This window comes from Ruegeria sp. BE10, assembly GCF_056538905.1.
This window is the reverse complement of the sequence record NZ_JBQFTX010000010.1, coordinates 52,400-71,120: the sequence shown is the minus strand read 5'-3', so window position 1 is coordinate 71,120 and position 18,721 is coordinate 52,400. Positions and strand designations below refer to the sequence as shown.

General features: G+C 53.8%; 17 protein-coding genes. 7 read left to right on the top strand and 10 right to left on the bottom strand.

Annotated features, from left to right (window positions below; translation table 11 throughout):
- The first annotated feature begins 31 nt into the window (after positions 1–31).
- The 4 genes from sauS to ACR0M2_RS18630 all read left to right on the top strand — a co-directional run bounded on the left by sauS (position 32) and on the right by ACR0M2_RS18630 (position 5,703).
- Complete coding sequence (gene sauS / locus ACR0M2_RS18645; RefSeq protein ID WP_170414794.1) at positions 32–1,453, top strand: acylating sulfoacetaldehyde dehydrogenase; 1,422 nt, start codon at positions 32–34, stop codon at positions 1,451–1,453.
- Complete coding sequence (locus tag ACR0M2_RS18640) at positions 1,450–2,961, top strand: AMP-binding protein (RefSeq protein ID WP_480706523.1); 1,512 nt, start codon at positions 1,450–1,452, stop codon at positions 2,959–2,961. Before sauS ends, ACR0M2_RS18640 begins: the two co-directional genes overlap by 4 nt.
- Before the next feature lie 1,044 nt (positions 2,962–4,005).
- Entirely contained in the window at positions 4,006–4,716 is a 711-nt protein-coding gene (locus ACR0M2_RS18635; protein ID WP_480706521.1) for a M48 family metalloprotease, read from the top strand.
- Positions 4,717–4,980: 264 nt separating this feature from the next.
- Positions 4,981–5,703, top strand: coding sequence for a glutathione S-transferase N-terminal domain-containing protein (locus tag ACR0M2_RS18630; RefSeq protein WP_480706519.1), 723 nt, complete (start codon positions 4,981–4,983; stop codon positions 5,701–5,703).
- Here ACR0M2_RS18630 and ACR0M2_RS18625 read toward each other — a convergent pair.
- From ACR0M2_RS18625 to ACR0M2_RS18615, 3 genes are all read right to left on the bottom strand, one after another.
- A complete protein-coding gene (locus tag ACR0M2_RS18625) occupies positions 5,700–7,277 on the bottom strand; it encodes a GMC family oxidoreductase (protein ID WP_480706517.1) in 1,578 nt (525 codons plus the stop codon). The two genes, ACR0M2_RS18630 and ACR0M2_RS18625, sit on opposite strands and share 4 nt — an antisense overlap.
- 42 nt (positions 7,278–7,319) lie before the next feature.
- Positions 7,320–7,871, bottom strand: coding sequence for a gluconate 2-dehydrogenase subunit 3 family protein (locus ACR0M2_RS18620; RefSeq protein ID WP_170362691.1), 552 nt, complete (start codon positions 7,869–7,871; stop codon positions 7,320–7,322).
- 92 nt (positions 7,872–7,963) lie between these two features.
- Positions 7,964–8,467, bottom strand: coding sequence for an antibiotic biosynthesis monooxygenase (locus ACR0M2_RS18615; protein ID WP_480706659.1), 504 nt, complete (start codon positions 8,465–8,467; stop codon positions 7,964–7,966).
- Here ACR0M2_RS18615 and ACR0M2_RS18610 point away from each other — a divergent pair.
- Positions 8,462–8,866 carry a PaaI family thioesterase gene (locus ACR0M2_RS18610; protein WP_170550969.1) on the top strand — a complete coding sequence of 135 codons (405 nt, stop codon included), beginning with the start codon at positions 8,462–8,464 and terminating at the stop codon, positions 8,864–8,866. The genes ACR0M2_RS18615 and ACR0M2_RS18610 overlap by 6 nt on opposite strands.
- A gap of 329 nt (positions 8,867–9,195) precedes the next feature.
- On the opposite strand, the gene ACR0M2_RS18605 is transcribed toward ACR0M2_RS18610, so the two are convergent.
- The gene (locus tag ACR0M2_RS18605; protein WP_480706515.1) at positions 9,196–9,984 is read right to left on the bottom strand and encodes a class I SAM-dependent methyltransferase; all 789 of its coding nucleotides are present in this window, start codon (positions 9,982–9,984) and stop codon (positions 9,196–9,198) included.
- Positions 9,985–10,125: 141 nt separating this feature from the next.
- On the opposite strand from ACR0M2_RS18605, the gene ACR0M2_RS18600 reads away from it, so the two are divergent.
- Entirely contained in the window at positions 10,126–11,016 is an 891-nt protein-coding gene (locus ACR0M2_RS18600) for a DMT family transporter (RefSeq protein ID WP_480706513.1), read from the top strand.
- Positions 11,017–11,045: 29 nt separating this feature from the next.
- On the opposite strand, the gene ACR0M2_RS18595 is transcribed toward ACR0M2_RS18600, so the two are convergent.
- The 6 genes from ACR0M2_RS18595 to ACR0M2_RS18570 all read right to left on the bottom strand — a co-directional run bounded on the left by ACR0M2_RS18595 (position 11,046) and on the right by ACR0M2_RS18570 (position 16,984).
- Complete coding sequence (locus ACR0M2_RS18595) at positions 11,046–12,215, bottom strand: cupin domain-containing protein (RefSeq protein ID WP_226689542.1); 1,170 nt, start codon at positions 12,213–12,215, stop codon at positions 11,046–11,048.
- 404 nt (positions 12,216–12,619) lie between these two features.
- Positions 12,620–13,273: a fructose-6-phosphate aldolase gene (gene fsa, locus ACR0M2_RS18590; RefSeq protein ID WP_480706511.1), complete on the bottom strand. Its 654-nt coding sequence runs from the start codon at positions 13,271–13,273 to the stop codon at positions 12,620–12,622.
- A gap of 97 nt (positions 13,274–13,370) precedes the next feature.
- Positions 13,371–13,859 carry a nucleoside/nucleotide kinase family protein gene (locus ACR0M2_RS18585; protein WP_480706509.1) on the bottom strand — a complete coding sequence of 163 codons (489 nt, stop codon included), beginning with the start codon at positions 13,857–13,859 and terminating at the stop codon, positions 13,371–13,373.
- A gap of 179 nt (positions 13,860–14,038) precedes the next feature.
- Positions 14,039–14,821, bottom strand: a complete 783-nt coding sequence (locus ACR0M2_RS18580; protein WP_170351257.1) for an ATP-binding cassette domain-containing protein — start codon at positions 14,819–14,821, stop codon at positions 14,039–14,041.
- Positions 14,821–15,891 carry an ABC transporter permease gene (locus tag ACR0M2_RS18575; RefSeq protein ID WP_480664055.1) on the bottom strand — a complete coding sequence of 357 codons (1,071 nt, stop codon included), beginning with the start codon at positions 15,889–15,891 and terminating at the stop codon, positions 14,821–14,823. The genes ACR0M2_RS18580 and ACR0M2_RS18575 overlap by 1 nt, the downstream gene beginning before the upstream one ends.
- A gap of 118 nt (positions 15,892–16,009) precedes the next feature.
- Entirely contained in the window at positions 16,010–16,984 is a 975-nt protein-coding gene (locus ACR0M2_RS18570; protein ID WP_480706657.1) for a substrate-binding domain-containing protein, read from the bottom strand.
- Between the two features lie 231 nt (positions 16,985–17,215).
- Between ACR0M2_RS18570 and ACR0M2_RS18565 the strand changes: the two genes are divergently transcribed.
- A complete protein-coding gene (locus ACR0M2_RS18565; RefSeq protein ID WP_480664057.1) occupies positions 17,216–18,415 on the top strand; it encodes an ROK family transcriptional regulator in 1,200 nt (399 codons plus the stop codon).
- Positions 18,416–18,721 lie beyond the last annotated feature (306 nt).

Here is an 18,721-nt window from a genome sequence, read left to right as displayed (position 1 = left end):
GTCCGCCCCGAACAACCATTCGAGGACCAAGATGAACGCTCAGGACGGGATTTCCCCCGAAATTGCTGAAATAGATCGTATTGTCGCACGCGCGCGAAAAGCTCAGGCGGCTTTTGAAGCCGGTGCTAGCCAGTCGCTTTACGACAAAGCGGCACTGGCGGCGGGCTGGGCCATCATGGAACCGACGCGCAATCGGGCGCTTGCCGAGGTAGCCGTCGAAACCACCGGACTGGGCAATGTGCCCGACAAGATCACAAAGAACCACCGCAAAACACTTGGCCTGTTGCGGGATATCGCGAGCGTTAAAACCCAGGGCATTGTCAGCGACGATCCGGCCACCGGAATTACCGAGATTGCCCGGCCGATCGGGGTCATTGGCGCGGTCGTCCCTTCGACCAACCCTGCCGCGACGCCCGCGAACAACATCATCAATGCGCTCAAGGGTGGCAATTCCATCGTGGTGGCACCGTCGCCCAAGGGCGTGGCCTCTTGTGAGCTGCTGGTGGGTTACATCCACGCTGAGTTTGAAAAACTGGGGCTGGATTGTGATCTGGTCCAGATGATCGCAGCGCCCGGGTCAAAGGCGAAAACCCAGCGGCTGATGGAGACCGTTGATCGGGTGATCTGCACTGGCAGTCAAAACAACGTCCAGCGCGCCCAGTCCTGCGGCACGCCTGCGGTGGCGGTTGGCGCTGGCAACGTAACTGTGATTGTCGACGAAACCGCCGACCTGCAAGATGCCGCAGCCAAGATCGCGGCGTCTAAATGTTTCGACAATGCAACGTCCTGCTCTTCCGAGAATGCTTTGGTCGTGGTGGATGCGGTTTATGACGCATTCGTCGCCGCGATGGCGACCGAAGGCGGCGTTCTGGTACCGTCTTCGGAAACAGACGGTATCATCGCGAGGCTCTGGCCTGATGGTCACCTCAACCGGTCCGTTATCGCGCAGGACGCCGACAAGATGCTAGACGCCTTGGGGATGGCAGGCAAAGTCCCTGAAGGAACCAAGTTTCTTGCGGTTGAGACCGACGGTATCGGCGCGGATCATCCTTTGTCGGGCGAAAAACTCAGCCGGGTTCTGGCACTCTATCACGCGGCGGATTTCGACGACGCTAGGGAAATTGCAACCCGAATTCTGGCGCATCAAGGGGCGGGGCATTCGGTTGGCATTCATACGAATGACGATGCGCGTGCCATCGGTATGGGGCGTGATCTGCCCACCTGCCGGGTGATCGTTAATCAAGCACATACCTTTGCCACTGGCGGCAGCTTTACCAACGGGATGCCTTTTTCGCTGTCGATGGGCTGCGGCAGCTGGGGCGAGAACTCAATCGACACCAATCTGCACTGGCGTCACTTCGTTCAGACCACGAAAATTGTGCGTGAAACGCCGCCGCGCGAACCCGGGCTTGATGAGATTTTCGGCGCCTACTGGTCGGAGGTCGGACAATGACCAACCCGCCCGAAGGCACCATCCGTGATTGGCTGGACTACCGTGCGATCCAAGGTGGGACCGGCTTCGTCTTCCCGGACGGCGCGGCGGACCTGACTTGGAGCGAGTTGCGCGAAACCGCGCGTCGTGTTGCCGTAATGTTGACCGATCTGGGCGTGGAAAAAGGCGAAAGTGTCGCCATCCTCTACCCAAATTGTCGCGAAGCGTTGGAGGTTCTGTTTGGTGTTCTCTACGGCGGATTCCGAGCGACGATGATCAACCTCGTCGCCGGAGACAGCGCTGTTACCTATGCTCTGGAGCACAGCGATGCACGTTATGGGTTCGTGCATTCCGACCAAACGGACCTGTTTGCGCGAACAGCCGATCCGGCAGCGATTACAGCGCTGCATGTATCGGACGCCAAAGACACCGGCAGCAACTTGCATGGCATCTCATCAAGCAGTCATGCGCTGTTGATGTACACTTCGGGGACGACTGGGCGTCCCAAGGGGGTGGTTCACACTCACGCCAGCTTGTTGGCGGGCGGTTGGACAACTGCGGTCGCGCACCAATTGACTGACGCTGACCGTGGGTTTTGCGTCTTACCGATCTACCACATAAACGGGCTGTGCGTGACGGTCATGGGAACATTGGTATCGGGCGGTTCGCTGGCCATGTGCGAAAAGTTTTCGGCCAGCAGATTCTGGGACAATCTTGGCAAGGTCGGCGCAACTTGGTTCTCGGTGGTACCAACCATCATTTCTCATCTGCTGCACTCGGACACCAGTCCGGATGCCAATACCCGACAGCGCGTACGCTTCGGGCGATCCGCATCTTCAGCATTGGCGCCGGACGTTCAGCGCAATTTTGAAAACCGCTTCGAAATTCCGATCATAGAAACGATGGGCCTGACTGAGACGGCGGCGCAGATTCTGTCGAACCCGCTGCCTCCGGGTGTTCGAAAGATCGGGTCGCCCGGGGTTGCCTTTGGAAACGAAGCGACAATCCTGGACGCCAGTCTTCAGCCTGTGCCGCGCGGAACCGAAGGCGAATTGGTCATTCGTGGTCCCAATTTGATGCTGGAATACCTCAAGGACCCCCGCGCGACGTCGGGAACGTTTACGGTTGATGGCTGGTTGCGCACCGGCGACCTCGCGCGCATGGACAAGGACGGATATGTTTTTGTAACAGGACGCTTGAAAGAGTTGATCATCAAAGGCGGTGAGAACATCGCGCCGCGTGAGATCGATGAAGCGCTTTATTCCCACCCAGACGTTGTCGAAGCGGCAGCTTTCGCACGCCCCTGCGCCAGCTATGGTGAAACCGTAGAAGCCGCTGTTGCAATTCGCGAGGGGTCTCAAGTGACCTCTATGGATCTATCGAAAATTTGCGAAGCGCAGGTCGGCCGGTTCAAATCGCCCGATCGCGTTCATTTTCTGCTGGAACTGCCAAAAGGGCCATCTGGGAAAATCCAACGAAACCGAATACTTGAGATCGTTAACGAGAGAGCTGGTGACCCAACTACCTGAACATCCGCGACATCGTTAATTAGATTATCCAGTGTTCGCGCTGGCGAAGCCGCGCTGCAGCATCAACAGAGTTGTCACTTGACCACATTGAACCTCAGTCCCAGCACTGTAATCAGTGACTTCGTTTCGATTGGCTGATACCGAAGATGGCAACTCTTTTTATTTTTCGCGTAAGAATGTGTAAATTGTTTCTGTGGCTTCGAAAGGGGACCTGATCCAGAAGCTTCTCAAGGGCATCGAAACCGGTGATGCGGCAGCTGCGGCTGTCGCAAACGAGGTACGCAATATGACCCGAGGCTGCGGCCGACAAGTCGCTGTCGAAACATTCAAAAAACGCAAAATTCTTAAGGTGTTGAATTCAATGGGAGGCGAGTCTCAATAATTCGGTCCCATTATTTACGTACTCCGACAATTCTTGTCGGACCACCTGATTGGTGAGACAATCTCTTCCGGCTTCGGTCGCTTGTTCGCCATGTGGTTCCTCCATTTTCTTTACCATAGCGGCGGACCACTTCAGAGGGGGAGGATCAACACAAAGTCAGCTTGATATCGGCGGTAGGAGATGCTGTTGAGCAGCCCCATCTGACTGGTCCAAGTTTCCCAGACGTTGATTTTCCGGATTTAAACTGCATCCCAAAAGGGTTACGACACAAACCTGTTATTCAATAGCGCTTAGTGTTGCCAATTGAGTTAACCTAATAGGAGTAGTTGTTTTTCTTAGTCTGCGGTCATTCGATCTCTCCGAAAAACGCCGCAAAATAGATAGGTTTCAAGCCGTGGTGCCGCGGGAATGGCGGCTGTTTATGTGTCGATCAACAAGGTTTAGGTCGTTGGCGAGTAGGCCGTGGGCTAGTTGGCTGTTCGTTTCAACGCCATTTACGGTGCTCACCATTCTGGCGACAGCTGAATCGGCCTGCGACTACAGACAATCTCCGCTGTTATTGAATAACAATTCACACAAGCTCTATTATCGGATTTGGATGTTGGCTTATCGAAGACTATGGCCTCTATTTCTGTGTTTTGAATTGCTAGAAAGATGCTTTTATGAAGCGAGCCGTATTGGCAATATCTATTTTGATGTTGGCGGGATGCGTATCAACCAACCCTCCTCCATCTGCACCTATCCCAAACCCCGGTCGCGCAAGCGCCCCCGTCAGTTCACAGCAGGCACAAGTAAGGTTTCGGCAGGTCGCCGCACGGATAGAACCCGTGGCAGAGCGAGAATGCCGCCGCCGTACTCGGGGAGTGAATTGCGATTTCTTGATCCGCATTGATCCAAACAAAAAAGCACCCTCAAACGCATATCAGAGCTTAAGTAAGTCGGGGCGCCCGGTGATCACAATGACCCAAGCGCTGACACGAAGTGTGAACAATACCGATGAACTTGCATTTGTAATGGCGCATGAAGCCGCTCACCACATTCAAGGGCATTTGGCGCGTCGCGCTCAAAATGCGGCGGCTGGTGCAGTAATTTTGGCTGGTCTGGCAACAATTGCCGGGACCGGGCCGAATGATATTGCCGCTGCACAAGATCTTGGAGCGTTTGTCGGCGGGCGCAGCTATTCAAAGAGCTTTGAATTGGAAGCTGATCAACTAGGCACGGTAATAGCCCATAAAGCGGGCTATGATCCACTCAAAGGTGCGCTGTACTTCGCGCGAGTTCCTGATCCTGGTGATCGTTTTCTGGGCACACATCCTCCCAACGCACAAAGGTATCATGCGGTTCAAGCTACGATGACTCAGATTGGCGGCTGATTCATTAGGTCAATAGGTAGTCGCAGAGTCACAATGCTAAAGTTCGTGCAAGCCTTGATACCGCAGTTTCAGTGAATGGCCGCTTCGACAGTGTGCGCCGCAGCACCAGTGGGCAAAGCTAATGTCGGCTCAGAGCCGAATGATGGCGTGGCGGCTGCTCAACTGCGGTTGCGGACAGCCATTAACCAGGACTCCCTTGCGCGAACATAACGCAAAAGCAGCCTCAGTCGTTTCTGGCAATGTGATAGACTGCCGTGAGACAGAATGGGCCCCAACATGATATCGCACGAGAACAAGCGCAGGCTCTTTGAAGTTGTTGGTGAAAATCCAAAAGCCCATTTGAGTCCGTACTGCTGGCGCAGTCGCATGTCGCTGGCGCATAAACAACTAAGTTTTGACTCAGAGCCATGGCACATAACCGAAAAGCAACGGATCGCAAGATCCGGGGGTGTGACGGCGCCGGTTCTGGTGGATGGCAATCAGTGGGTCCGGGACAGTTGGTGCATTGCGTCTTATCTGGATGACACCTATCCGGGCCATCCACTGTTTGCCAGCCCATCCGACAAGGCAAAGTCGCTATTCGTCAATCACTGGGCAGACAACACGCTGCACCCTCTGATCTTTCGTGCTGTCATAGCGGAGCAATTTCCCCTGACGGCGAAGTGCGACAAGGATTACTATCGTGAACGAACCCTGCGCAAATTCGGCCAGACCGTCGAAGAAATCGGAGCTGACCCTGAATCCGCACGTCACGCGATCAAACAAGCACTGATCCCGCTTGAGGTAACTCTCGCCGAAACGCCGTTCCTGGGCGGCGTAGCACCAGATTATTCGGACTATATATTGTTCGGTACATTCCAGTGGCCCCGGGTTGTCAGTCTGACGACATTCTGGCCACCAGAGAGTGCTCTGCACCGTTGGTTCGAAGAACTGCTCGGCGCATTCGATGGAATGGGGCGGGCACAACTCCCGCGCAGCGCTCTTTAGGGCAGTAACTCTGATCGATGGGTGCGAATATAATCTGCCGTGCGAAACACCAACGCAGCCAGCGTAGCCGTCGGGTTGATGGCGCCGGGCGTTGGAAACAGGCTTGCGCCGGCGACAAACAGATTGTCGATCTCATGCACCTGCCCATATGAATTCGTGACCGATGCCGATGCATCGTCGCCCATGATTGTTCCGCCCATCATATGCATAGGATTTCGCGGGCCCGCCCAGGCATCAGTAACCCCCGCCGCATTGAAGATACGGAGACCCTCGGCCCTGGCCAAATCTGATCTGGAGGCATTTGCCTGTGAAAGAGAGTTTTGCACATGGGCTTGCGGTAACCCATATCGATCTTTTTTTGATGCATCGAGCGTGACACGGTTTTCCGCAATACTATCTTCCTCGCACAACACTGTCATATTACCATAGTGCAAACTGGCTTGACGCAAATATGCGTCCAGAGCCTCGCCGTACAATTCGGGTTTGGCCAGAGCAGTTCCCAACAGATCGTTGGGTTTTGCAGCCTGCCCGACAAGCCAGGCGCGGCTGCCAAAGGAACCCTTTGCCGGTTGCTTGTCCTCATAGCCATCCAGGCAGAGCGTATTTGCACCGGACACACCCGAATGCGGTTCCGTTTCCTGCGAGAAAAGCCCGTGGATGGTCGTGAGGGCATGGGACGTGAAATAGCGCCCCAATGCCCCGCTGCCATTGCCCAGCCCATCGGGATGTTTGTCGCTGGACGACAACAGCAGCAGCCGTGCATTCCAGATCGTGTGACACGCCGAGATGATAATGCCTGCGGGTTGCAGGTTTTCCCGACCCTGCTCATCGACATATAAGACTGCGGTTGCCTTAGATCCCGCAGGGTCAGTTTCAATTCGTGCAACATAGGCGTTGTGGCGTAGATCAACCCCAGCTTTTCGGGCCCGTGGCCATTGCAGGACTAGTGGATTTGCCAACGCCCCGATTGGGCAGCCCGCGTCGCACCAGCCGTCAAGCAGGCATCCTGACCGGCCATCATAGGGAACGGAGTTTACTGCCAATGTGTTTGTCGTGAGTTTCAGCCCTTCGGCTTCAAACCCGGGCTTGATGGCCTGTGACTGTTTGGAGATTGAAATGGCAGGCATGGGATAGGTCTCGCCGGGCGGCGCATTAGTATCTTCATCGCCAGAAACGCCAAAATAAGACTGCGCACGGTCATACCATGGCCGCAGGTCTTCATAATCAATGGGCCAGTCCAGACTGCGCCCGTACAAGGATTTGACGTGAAAGTCGTCCGGATGCAGCCGGTACCAATTTGCGTACCAATGCAAACCGGCCCCGCCGGTCCCCCAACCCATGGCGAAGTTTGCGGCCCCCACAAGATCGCCTGACTCCCGGACCTCCGGCCCTGCCCATCTGAGCCGCCGGGACCAGATCTGCGAGCTGATCATATCCGAAAGCTGGCGCTCCGGCCCGGCTTCCAGGACCAGCACGGTGAACCCCGCCTCACCCAGCTCCGCCGCCATCGTGCTGCCGGCGATGCCAGAGCCGATGATCACGACTTCGACCTTATCATGTGAGATTCTGGTCATTGGTTCTCTGTGTTTTGGGTTTCTCCTAGGTTAGCAGAATTGCTACCAAGGCCGGGGTGGCGGAATATGCGCGAGATAAGGAATATTCAGATCCGCAAATCCCGCCTGCGTGCCATAAACAACATCCACCGCGTCGCTGCGTGAAATGAAATAAAAGAAATTCGGATCTGGATCGGTCCAGACCTGCATCTTCGAGGCTATCGCAGCCTCAACCAATTCCAGTCGGTTACCGGCATCCGCCCGTGCAAAGGACAAACCAAACCGGTGCAGGCATTCTTTTTCAATGCCCAAGATCCCATTGCGGTAAAATCCTGCCATGTCGCTGGCATCAAGGTATCTGAGAAGTAACAAGGACGCGGCCTGATCTCCTGCGAGATTTTCGTCGACAAACCTAGCGACCCCGGCCTGGTCTGCGCCGGACACGATCGCCGCACACCAGGCAGCCAGAGTCTCTACTTCGGCTGCCGTGAGTACCTTGTAGCTTGTGTTTTCGACGGTCTTTGCCTCCGCGTTTATGGAAAGGCTACGCATTACGATGTTTGCCCAGAACGTGGTCGGGATCACACGAGTCAAAAAGCGTCGTCGTCCCATCATTCGACCTGTCTCCACCTATTGCAAACAGATGCCCTGATCACCGGGCTGGGCCTACCTTATCAGTTTCCGTTCAATCCGTCATACACGTCTAACTACCGGCGAAATCCAAACTCGGTGTCAAAGATTGCGGGAGACACCCCATTGAACAGATCGCCCAGCTTTTCAAGCTCCGCTTGAGGGCCATGTAATTCGACCCCGGTGATCTCGACCAGCTGTTGCGTGAGCTCAAAGATGTGGTTGCCCAATTCCATATGGCGGATCACTGCATCGGCGTTGTCATAGTCTTCGCGGGATACAACTTTTCCACCGGCACCGAAACTGTAGGCTGACGCCAAATGGCCGGGTTCTAGCCTACGCAGTTCAATCATTTTGGAACAATTTTCTCTAAATGCCGCTGCATGTGATTCTAGGATCGTCAAATAGCCAACGACAGTTACAATCTGCGGGACGGACACGGTAACTTCTCCTACAATTCGATTTTGAATACACCACAAGAATAAGTGTATTCCGCCCGCAGGTAAAATGGTGGTGGGTACCCTAGTTCGGACACCAAGGAACACAGATGTATTCGTCCATGTGTAAAATCGTACATGCATAACAAAAACATCCAGCACTGGTTACCACCTTACTCCCAATCTCTGGGCCTCGAACTGGTGTCCGTTTCAGTGGAGGAGGTGGTGGCGAAACTGCTCGTCCGAGAAGACATGGGCAACCGAAACGGGGTGATGCATGGTGGTGCGATCATGGGGGCGGCAGACTCCATAGGAGGAGTAGCTGCGGCAGTGAACCTTGACAAAGATGCCAGTACAACAACCCTGGAGAGCAAGACGAACTTCATCCGATCTGTGCGGATTGGCGACGAGATCACTTTGACCTGTATTCCCCTGCATCGCGGTCGAAAAACAATGATTTGGCAGACCACGATTACCCGACCCGATGGCCGTACTGCGGCGATCGTGACCCAAACGCAACTCACTCTGGATTGGAAAGGTTAAACCACCAGGTTCATAGCTGGCTGAGCTTGCAATCGGAAGCCATAACCAGGATTTGTCCGTGATCTGTGAGTTTGGTGCTTTCATAATTCGTACGTGCAGTGAAAGTCAGCAAAGCGGGCTGCGCGCGCAGCAACTATGCACCTCACTGAGTGACCGGATTGGGCCGTCCTTAAGGCCTGTGTGATGTGGGGCAGGGGGCAATGCTGCACTGGCTCTGATGGCCGCCTTGAGCCCTAAGTACCACATTCTGCATATTGCACGAATGGCGCTTGCTTCAAAATAGCAGACATCCACAAGTGTTTCTTACTGAGGATAAGTTGCCCCTCGGGTTAGGTCATCGGTCGCCGCGCACTGGTGACCATGAAGCCTGGTCCGGCCGTCCAAGCTTCGGGGTTACGGATGATCGAAAGTGCTTCGGTCAGCATGTCTTCGGTCATAAAACCGCCACCGATCAATTTAGGCGCCAATGTTGCCAATGTTAGTGACCAGGTCTGCGCTTCAGCCGCTCCTGCGGTATTTCCGGAGAGATTTAAAATGGGCTGAATGTGCCGTGCATCAATTTCCGTAAAGCCCGTTTTGGCAAGAAAGCCCGGCAACGTTGCACCAAACTCTAAATTCCACCCTTGAGATGCGGTGAATTCGAGATACGCGGTCCAGAACGTAGCCCAAAAACGGCTCGGACCGGAAGCAACTCGCCTGAAGTCCATTTCAGTAACAACAAATGCGCCGCCGGGTTTGAGCGACTTCAGGATCGCTGACAAAACCTCTGTTCGGGTCGGTAAAAAGGACAACACCGCGCGGCAATGAACCAGATCATACAATTCTGAACCAAGCTCATCGGTTCGCAGATCGATCTCCTCTAGGGCTATGTTGGGTAAGGTGTTTTCTTTCACGGACGACACGTCCAGATCGCTGGCGATGACTTTTGCGTGGGGCAATGTCTCGGCCAGCCAGATTGCGACGCTTCCGCGCCCGGCACCTATATCCAGACAATGCGCATTCTCTGGAAGGTTCAGTCTTTCAATTGTTGCAAAGGTATCGGGGTCGTGCGCATGTGACATGCGATCAAGCCGCTCGGCCTCAGTCGGCAATGTGTGAGGTAATAGATCTTCGTACATCTGGTGCCTCCCATTTCTATCCAGAAAATACACTGTATTCACGCATGTTAATACCCGGGCGCACGGTCTCCCTGCTTGTGGTAGGATTGATTGACTTCATGTTTTTGTGGTGAGTCACGTGTTCGAAAAAGCGCATTCGTCATGAACAGGCCTGTTGCCCTCGACTATCTGTTATTGGTCGGGATCAGTCTGATTTGGGGGTCCCAGTTTGTTCTGAACGAACTGGCCATTCAGAGTTTTTCGCCGTTGGTCGTGGCGACCGGGCGGGTGCTGATCGGATTTGTCACCCTGACGATCATCGCCGCTGTGATGTACGGACGTTCAGCGGGATCTTCGATAAAAGTCGGCAGACAGCCTTGGTCGCTTTACTGTGCAATCGCGGTAGCTGAAGCAATCTTGCCGTGCTTTCTGATCCCCTGGGGGCAGCAACACGTCGACAGCAGTATTGCTGCCATCCTCCTTGCCACAGTGCCAATCTTTACCCTGATACTGGCCCCGTTTTTCGTGAAAGACGAGCATTGGAGTTTGATCGCAGCGCTGAGTGTCGCTGTCGGCTTTGTAGGGATTCTGGTTCTGATTGTTCCAAGTATCAAAGGGAGCTGGCTGGCGGACATAATCGGCGAACTGGCGATCCTGGGCGGCGCACTGAGTTTCTCGGCAAGCCTGATCATGATGAAACATCTGTCAAACGTGCCACCTGTTCTTGCGATGCGAAACGTCTTTATGATCGCGTCCGCAGTACTGGTGGTTTTGACGTTGATCCTCAATTCCGGGTGGAAGCCGGACCCGTCGTGGCAAAGCGTAACAGCGCTGGCAGGCCTAGGCGTCTTCTGTGGCGGCATAGCCTATGTTCTGTTCATCTATATGGTTGGTCGAACCGGCCCGACCTTTACTGCCCTTTCCGGTTATCTGATCACGCTGGTAGGCGTTTTCATCGGCATTGCGTTTCTTGGAGAGCGACTACAGGCGAATGACATCCTTGCGCTTATTCTGATCGTCGCGGCGCTGATCATTGGCAAGTTCAAGTCTTAGTATGCCGCCATTGTACGTTTGCCTTGTACCTACCTTGGAGCGATGAAGACGTCCTGCTTCGGGAGCTTTTCGACAACATCCAGTTTCTGATCAAAATGCGCGGCAAGCAGGTAGTTGGGATTACCTGCAATCCATTCTGAAAGGTCGATTGCCTGATACTCACCGGTGTTAAACGCGATCAGTATTCGGGCTTTTCCCTCACCAGCATTTTCAATCGAATGCCCATAACCCTGAGGAATATATCCCACATCCCCCTTGTTCAGAGATTCTGTGGCGAAGCGGCCGTTTGCACCAAATATGGTAATTCCGATGCTACCGCTCATTACGTATTGCCATTCATCCGCGTTCGGGTGCCAGTGGAACTCCCTCATCCCCTTAGGCTCAAGTTCCAAAACCACGCCCGTTACCGTGGTTGAGATGGGGAATTCCGATTGGCTGACCAGCCATTCTCGACCACCTGCGAAAGAAGAATTCGGCTCTTGGTCGAGCAGCCTATATTTATGCGTATTCCGAGGTGTTGCCAGATGCCCCTGATGAGGCAAAGCAGGTTCTTCCGGCGGCGGGTCGCCGTGAACGAAATAAACTTCGCTCTTGGGAAAAGAATCAAACGCTGCTGCGGGCAAGCCAAGGGATTTTGACAACAGGTCTTTCGGCGCGTGGCCAATCCAGTCCGTGATGCTGAATGTACCGAATTCAGAGAAATACCCATTGTCGAATATCAGAATGAAGTGGCAAGGCTGGTTGCCCAGACACTGTATGGAATGCCCGTAACCACGCGGGAAATACCATACGTCACCCGGTTCAAAATCGTTCGTTTCGGATTTTCCAGCCGGGTTGATGACTGTCGTCCGGCATCGCCCCTCCATGACAAATGCCCATTCCGCAGCAGTGGCGTGCCAGTGCAATTCACGGGCGACACCGGGTTCCAGTTTCATTGAGACACCGGCGATCCCCGTTGAAACCGGAAGTTGGCGCACGGTGGCTTCTTTTCCGAAACTGCCACCGTCTTCACGTCCTTTGGATTTTTCCAGTTCAAACTTGAAGTTTGGAAGCTCTTGCTTGGAAAGTTCTGGATCAGGAACATTGTTCCAAAATGGGCCCGATGGAAACTCTGCGGCTGAAACTTGCATCGCAGCAGTTCCCCCGAGACCCGTTGCTGCGGCTGCTTTAAAGAATTCTCGCCTGGATGAACTAACCATATTGGCCTCCTAATTCTCGGGGAGTAGTCTCAAAAGTGTAACACAGGATATTTGGCTCTCTAAACTTGCCACAAATTGTTTGGCACGGTCGAATAGCGAGACACCCGTGCCATCTCATCTTCTATGTGTAATCACCTGCGTAGCTATGCTTTAGATGACGCAAAGCACGGGAAGTGGGCCTTTGCTGCGGTCGCACCACAATCTCCCGTCACTTCAGAAAGCGGACGTTGAAGATTTAGATCGTTGCCGTTGTGTTTATGCCACCACTGAAGCGTAGTGCCGGTAATTTTCCGAACAACTCGACTTTCTAATCACTTAAGGTAACCTGTCATTGAGGTTATAGTCCCCCGACACACAGCCGTTCAGTGTTCGGTGCCTTCTGTCTCAGGCAAAATGACCCTCCATTACAGAATCGATTGCCCGGTCGACTTCCAATCATTGAGAAACTGCTCAATGCCGGTGTCGGTTAGCGGATGCCTGACTAATTTGCGGATAACGGACGGGGGGATCGTGGCTATGTCTGATCCGGCCAAGGCCGCCTCTGTAATATGATTGGGGCTTCTGATGGATGCTGCAATGATTTCAGTTTTAAAACAATAGGTGTCGAAGATGCTTCGGATATCACGGATGAGATCGGCTCCGTCCAGATTGATGTCATCCAATCTGCCAACGAAAGGTGATACATAGGTCGCGCCCGCCTTTGCCGCCAAAAGAGCCTGATTGGGTGTGAAGCAAAGCGTGACGTTTGTTCTAATACCCTGCCTCTTGAAATGAGCACAGGCTCTCAGGCCATCCAAGGTCAGCGGCAGTTTGACAACCACGTTGTCTGCGATCGCCGAGAGGTACTCTCCCTCCGCAATCATTCCTGCGGCATCTAAAGCTGCGACTTCTGCCGATACGGGCGTATCTGTCAGAGTGCAAATTTCAGCAATGACTTCTTTGAAATCGCGGCCAGACTTGGCGACCAGGCTTGGATTCGTGGTAACACCGTCCAGCAGTCCAAAGTCTATCAGGTCTTTGATGTCGTTTACTTCTGCGGTGTCCACGAAGAACTTCATAAGCTTCCCTCATCGTGTATGGGATGATGTTAATTGCACTGAAAAACGCCAAGACGAGTTAGTATCAACGGATCGCTTCTGCGTCGGTTGAGCCGGATCAAAACGCGTAACGCATTCCGAATTCAGTGTAATTCTGGTTCAATGTCAGATCGGCCTTCCTGCTCTCTCTGATGACAAGTTCAGCATTGGGCAGATCATTCGTTGTGGCGCGTTGCAGCGCGGATTTTGGGTCAAAGCCATGCATAATCCAGCGGCGTTGCAGCCTGCTTTTAAGCTCCTCTAAAGTTGGGCTGACAAATACTGTTGCGGCATAGACATCTGCCAATGTTCTCCACGGGTCGCTATCCATTAGAAGGTAGTTTCCCTCAACGACGATAGTCGGAGTTTCTGGGTGAACAGCAATCGCGCCTGCAATGGCCAGATCCATTTGGCGGTCGAATTTGGGGTGAAAGGACTCATGTCGCGCGGACTGCAGTCCTCTGATTGCCTTGCAAAACCCAATTCCGTCGAAGGTTTCTGGTGTCCCTTTTTTATCCAACAAACTACGCGTCTCAAGTACCCGATTGTCCAGATGATAGCCGTCCATGGGTACCAGCGTGGCTAACGGAACCGCAGAACTCTGATGTGCGTTCAGAGATTGCACAACGTTATCTGCCAGCGTCGACTTACCGGATGCAGGGGGGCCGGCGATTGCGACAATCGTCCGAACCCCAACTTGCCTCCGGGACGAGATCAGGTCGCAAACGCGCATTATGTCCTGCCCGATCACGCGGCGTCCTCTTTCGGGGGCTCTTTGGCACCAGTCATGAAGGCCACGGCATCGGACATTGTGTAGTCCTTGGGATCGATTGTGCAGAGCCTTTTGCCCAACCGGTGCACATGGATGCGATCGGCGACTTCGAAGACATGCGGCATGTTGTGGCTGATAAGTATGATCGGAATGCCACGCGCGCGCACATCCTGGATTAGTTCGAGAACTTTCCGACTCTCTTTCACCCCCAGTGCAGCCGTTGGTTCGTCCATGATGATGAACTTGGTCGCAAAGGCTGCGGCGCGCGCAACGGCAACACCTTGGCGCTGACCGCCTGACAGTGTCTCAACCGCTTGATTGATCGACTGAACGGTCATGAGGCCAAGCTCGGTCAGTTTTTCACGGGCGAACTTTTCCATGGCGGGTCGATCAAGTTGACGCAGATATTGCCCCATGAAGCCCTGTTTGCGGATCTCACGACCCATGAACATATTGTCCGCGATTGACAGAGCGGGCGACATGGCAAGTTGTTGATAGACGATCTCGATCCCCATGTTCCGGGCGTCGATCGGAGAGGTAAAGTTAACCTTCTTGCCTTCGATGAGGATTTCGCCCTCATCCGGGATCGTGGCTCCGCAGATCGCTTTGACGATGGATGATTTTCCGGCGCCGTTGTCCCCAATGACCGCAAGGATTTCTCCCTGACGCAATTCAAAATCGGAATGGTCGATGGCGGTGACGTGCCCATAGCGCTTCACGATTCCGCGGCCTTGGACGATTGGTGTTGTGTCTGACATTAGCCCGAAACCTTTCTAATCCACTGGTCGACTGCGACCGCTGCGATGATGAGGAGACCGATGAGCAGGAAGGTCCACTGCGCATCTGCGCCCAAGAGCCTCAGCCCAAGAGTAAACACGCCAACGATCAGTGCTCCGAACAACGATCCCAGAATGGATCCCCGCCCGCCGAACAGTGAGATGCCACCGATCACAACCGCGGTGATACTTTCGATGTTGGCCAGTTGGCCAGAAGTTGGAGAGACTGAGCCGATGCGGCCGATCAGAGCCCAGCCGGCGAAGGCGCAGATCAGCCCGGAGAGCATATAAACTGACATCAAGGTCTTGTGGACGTTGACACCGGACAGTTCGGCTGCTTCTGGATCGTCGCCCACCGCATAGACATGACGGCCCCAAGCTGTGTGTTTGAGTGCATAGGCCAGCACAAAAATCAAGACGAGCATGAATATGACGCCAACTGTAAAAGTCGCTCCACCGATGCTAAATTTTGTGCCGAAAAACTGAAGGAAGGGGGCGTTTGCCTCTATGTCCTGACTACGAATGGTCTCGTTTGCGGAATACAGGAAGTTGGTTGCCAGAACGATCTGCCACATTCCAAGTGTGACAATAAAAGGGGGGAGTTTAACGCGGCTGACAAGCCAACCGTTGAGGGCTCCGATCATCGTTCCGACAGCCAGACCGCACATAACGGCTAATGGCACAGGAATGCCATATCGGAAGGTGAACTGACCCATGATAACTGAAGAAAAAACCATGATCGCACCGACACTCAGATCGATGCCAGCGGTCAGAATAACAAGGCTCTGTGCTGCTGCCACGATGCCGACGATCTGAACCTGTTGAAGGATCAAGGTCATAGCGAAAGGCGAGAAAAATTTTGAACCCAATAGCAACCCAAACACCAACATCGCTCCGACTAAGACAATAAGTGGCACAAAGGACGGATTGACATGGAGAAGGTGCTGCAACTTCCCCAGTGCGCCGCGCCGGTGATCCTCAAACTCCGCGACGGTTTCCGCCCTGCTTGCTGCGGTTTCAAATTCCGGGGTGCCTTGGTTTGTTTCAGACATATCTCACCCTTTCGTGGCTTGCATTGGGGTCACGAGATCAGTTTACAGGAAGTATCGGATTGCTGGTTAAAGCAATGGAGAGGCGCTCATATGAGCGCCTCGCCAAATGGGCTTGTACTTAGCCCCAGCAGAGTTCCAGGCCCTCTGCGACTGAAATCGATTCAACACCATCGGCGGGTTGATCAGTAATCAGCGCCACACCGGTATCATAGAAGTCTTTTCCAGGTGTGTTTTCAGGCTTCACGCCTTCGTCTGCCCATTTCTTTACGGCTTCTACACCAAGCGAAGCCATCAGCAAGGGGTATTGCTGGCTTGTGGCGCCGATTACACCGGCCTGAACGTTTTGTACGCCGGGACAGCCGCCATCGACTGAAACGATCAGAACATCGTTTTCACGTCCAATGGATTTCAGGGCCTCGTAAGCGCCCGCCGCTGCCGGTTCATTGATCGTATGCACAACGTTGATCGTCGAGTCCTTGGCCAGAAGGTTTTCCATGGCGCGGCGCCCGCCTTCTTCGTTGCCGTCGGTCACGTCACTACCAACCAGCCGCGCGTCCGTTTCGTCGCCAATAACATTGGGATCAGCCAAGTCCACTCCGAATCCTTCAAGGAAGCCCTGATTGCGCAGAACGTCTACTGTTGGCTGGCTGACATTCAGATCAAGCGTCGCGATTTTTGCGTCCGCTGCAGCGTCACCCATTTTGGCCTTTGCCCATTGCCCGATCAACAGTCCGGCCTTGTAGTTATCCGTTGCGAAAGTTGCATCAGCTGAATCGATCGGGCTGAGCGGTGTGTCCAGCGCAATAACCAAAAGTCCTGCATCCCGCGCTTGTTGGACCGCTGGAACAATCGAGCTCGTGTCCGATGCCGTTAGTAGAATTCCCTTTGCACCGTCCAAGATGCAAGTTTCAATGGCCTGAACCTGAGTTTCGTGGTCGCCGTCAATTTTACCAGCAAAGGCTTTCAACGTCATGCCAAGCTCTTCAGCCTTGGCCGTCGCGCCTTCTTTCATCTTTACAAAGAAGGGATTGGTGTCAGTCTTCGTGATTAGGCAGACGGTTTCTCCGGCTGCCTGAGCAGAGGCCGCTGCCATCGTGAGCACAGTCGCAGATGCGGCAATCTTGAATAGATTTCTCATATTTGTCCTCCCAGAAATATTTGTTGCCCCGAGCGGCGTACCAACGAGGCCTACCTTCATCCTCTAATGAAGGTCTCATTCAAGAAACTGTGATTCTGGTCTCTCTGTCAATAAATAAATAAAGTTTATTTATTAATTTGATCGACCGTCTTTCCATAGTAAAACAAGGTGGTTATGTTTTGAGTTATGGAGAAAGACGCGCTGAGAATGCTGACAGGAGGCGTAAGTCAAAGCGGTGTTCGAGACCACAACGAACGTCTGATTTTGACAGTTTTACAACGGCATGGGCCTACGGCGGGTGCCGACGTTGCGCGGTTGACAGGTCTGTCTCCACAGACCGTTTCAATCATTTTGCGCAAGCTCGAAAAAGACCAGATTCTCAAACGCGGAGCCCCGTTGCGAGGAAGAGTTGGGAAGCCCTCGATCCCAATGGAGTTAAATCCGGAAGGCATCTTGTCAGTCGGGATGAAAATAGGGCGACGCAGTGCCGATCTGCTTTTGATCGACTTTACAGGCAAGCCGCGCCGCCAACTTTCCACAACCTATGATTATCCGTTGCCAGAGGCCGTTTTCGGGTTTTTGGATTCTGGCTTGGAAACGCTACTGGCTCACGAACCGCAAAGGCTTCGTGATCGCGTATGCGGGATTGGAATCGGCACACCGTTCGAACTTTGGAAATGGCACGACCTGTCTGGGCTTGCCGCCAAGAAGTTTAGTTCCTGGAAAAACGTTAACTTCTTCTCGGAGGTCGCCAAGTTCAGCGACTTGCCGGTTTTTGTAGTCAACGACGCGACCGCAGCGTGTCACGCGGAGCATCTATATGGTCGTGGGGCTGAGTATCGCGATTATTTTTATTTCTTCATTGGGTCAATGATCGGCGGCGGAGTCGCGTTGAACGGCACCGTGTTTGAGGGCAACCAAGGCAATGCTGGTGCCTTGGGCGCGATGCGCACGACGGGTCCATTGGGTGAAAGCCAGCAACTGATCGACACCGCCTCACTGTTTCTGCTTGAGGACAGGCTGATCGAAGGGGGCGTCGATCCCGCGATTCTCTGGAAGAAGCCGCAGGACTGGACCAGCATCACACGGTATGTCGAGCCGTGGATTGGAGCGACTGCGCAGGAGTTGGCCAAGGCCTCTCTTTCAATTTGTGCCGTCATCGACTTCGAGGCCATTTTCATCGACGGGGCGTTCCCGCCGGACGTAAGAGAAGAGTTGGTGGCAAGGGTTCGACGCTATCTGGTCAACCAGGACAAACGCGGTCTTATCCCTCCGGTCGTGGAAGCCGCAGCAGTCGGAGAAAACGCCCGTGGCATTGGGGCGGCAAGCAGCCCAATTTTTCGCCAGTTCCTACTAAACACCAATGCAGGCCTTTCTGGGATGTAGCAGCAGTTCGTCGTCAAAATTCCTAATCAGAAAAGAGTCGCGGATTTCGGAGGGGGCGGGGGACTCGCCTTTCTGGCCGGGGCCAGCCGTAGGTTTTCATTTCTGGGGTTGGTTTTGGCGGCAGCGATTGCCGTTGCGCCTTTTCCCATGATTTTTATCTTCCTTGGCTAACCGTCGTGTTCCCGAATGGGTGCGCTGCGTTTTTCTGCTGAGCCGATAGTTCTCTTTCGATACCTTCGGCGTGTGCACCGTCCGCTATCGGGAGGCTGCAATGCTGTAACGTCAAAATCGACGAATGTTCGGAAC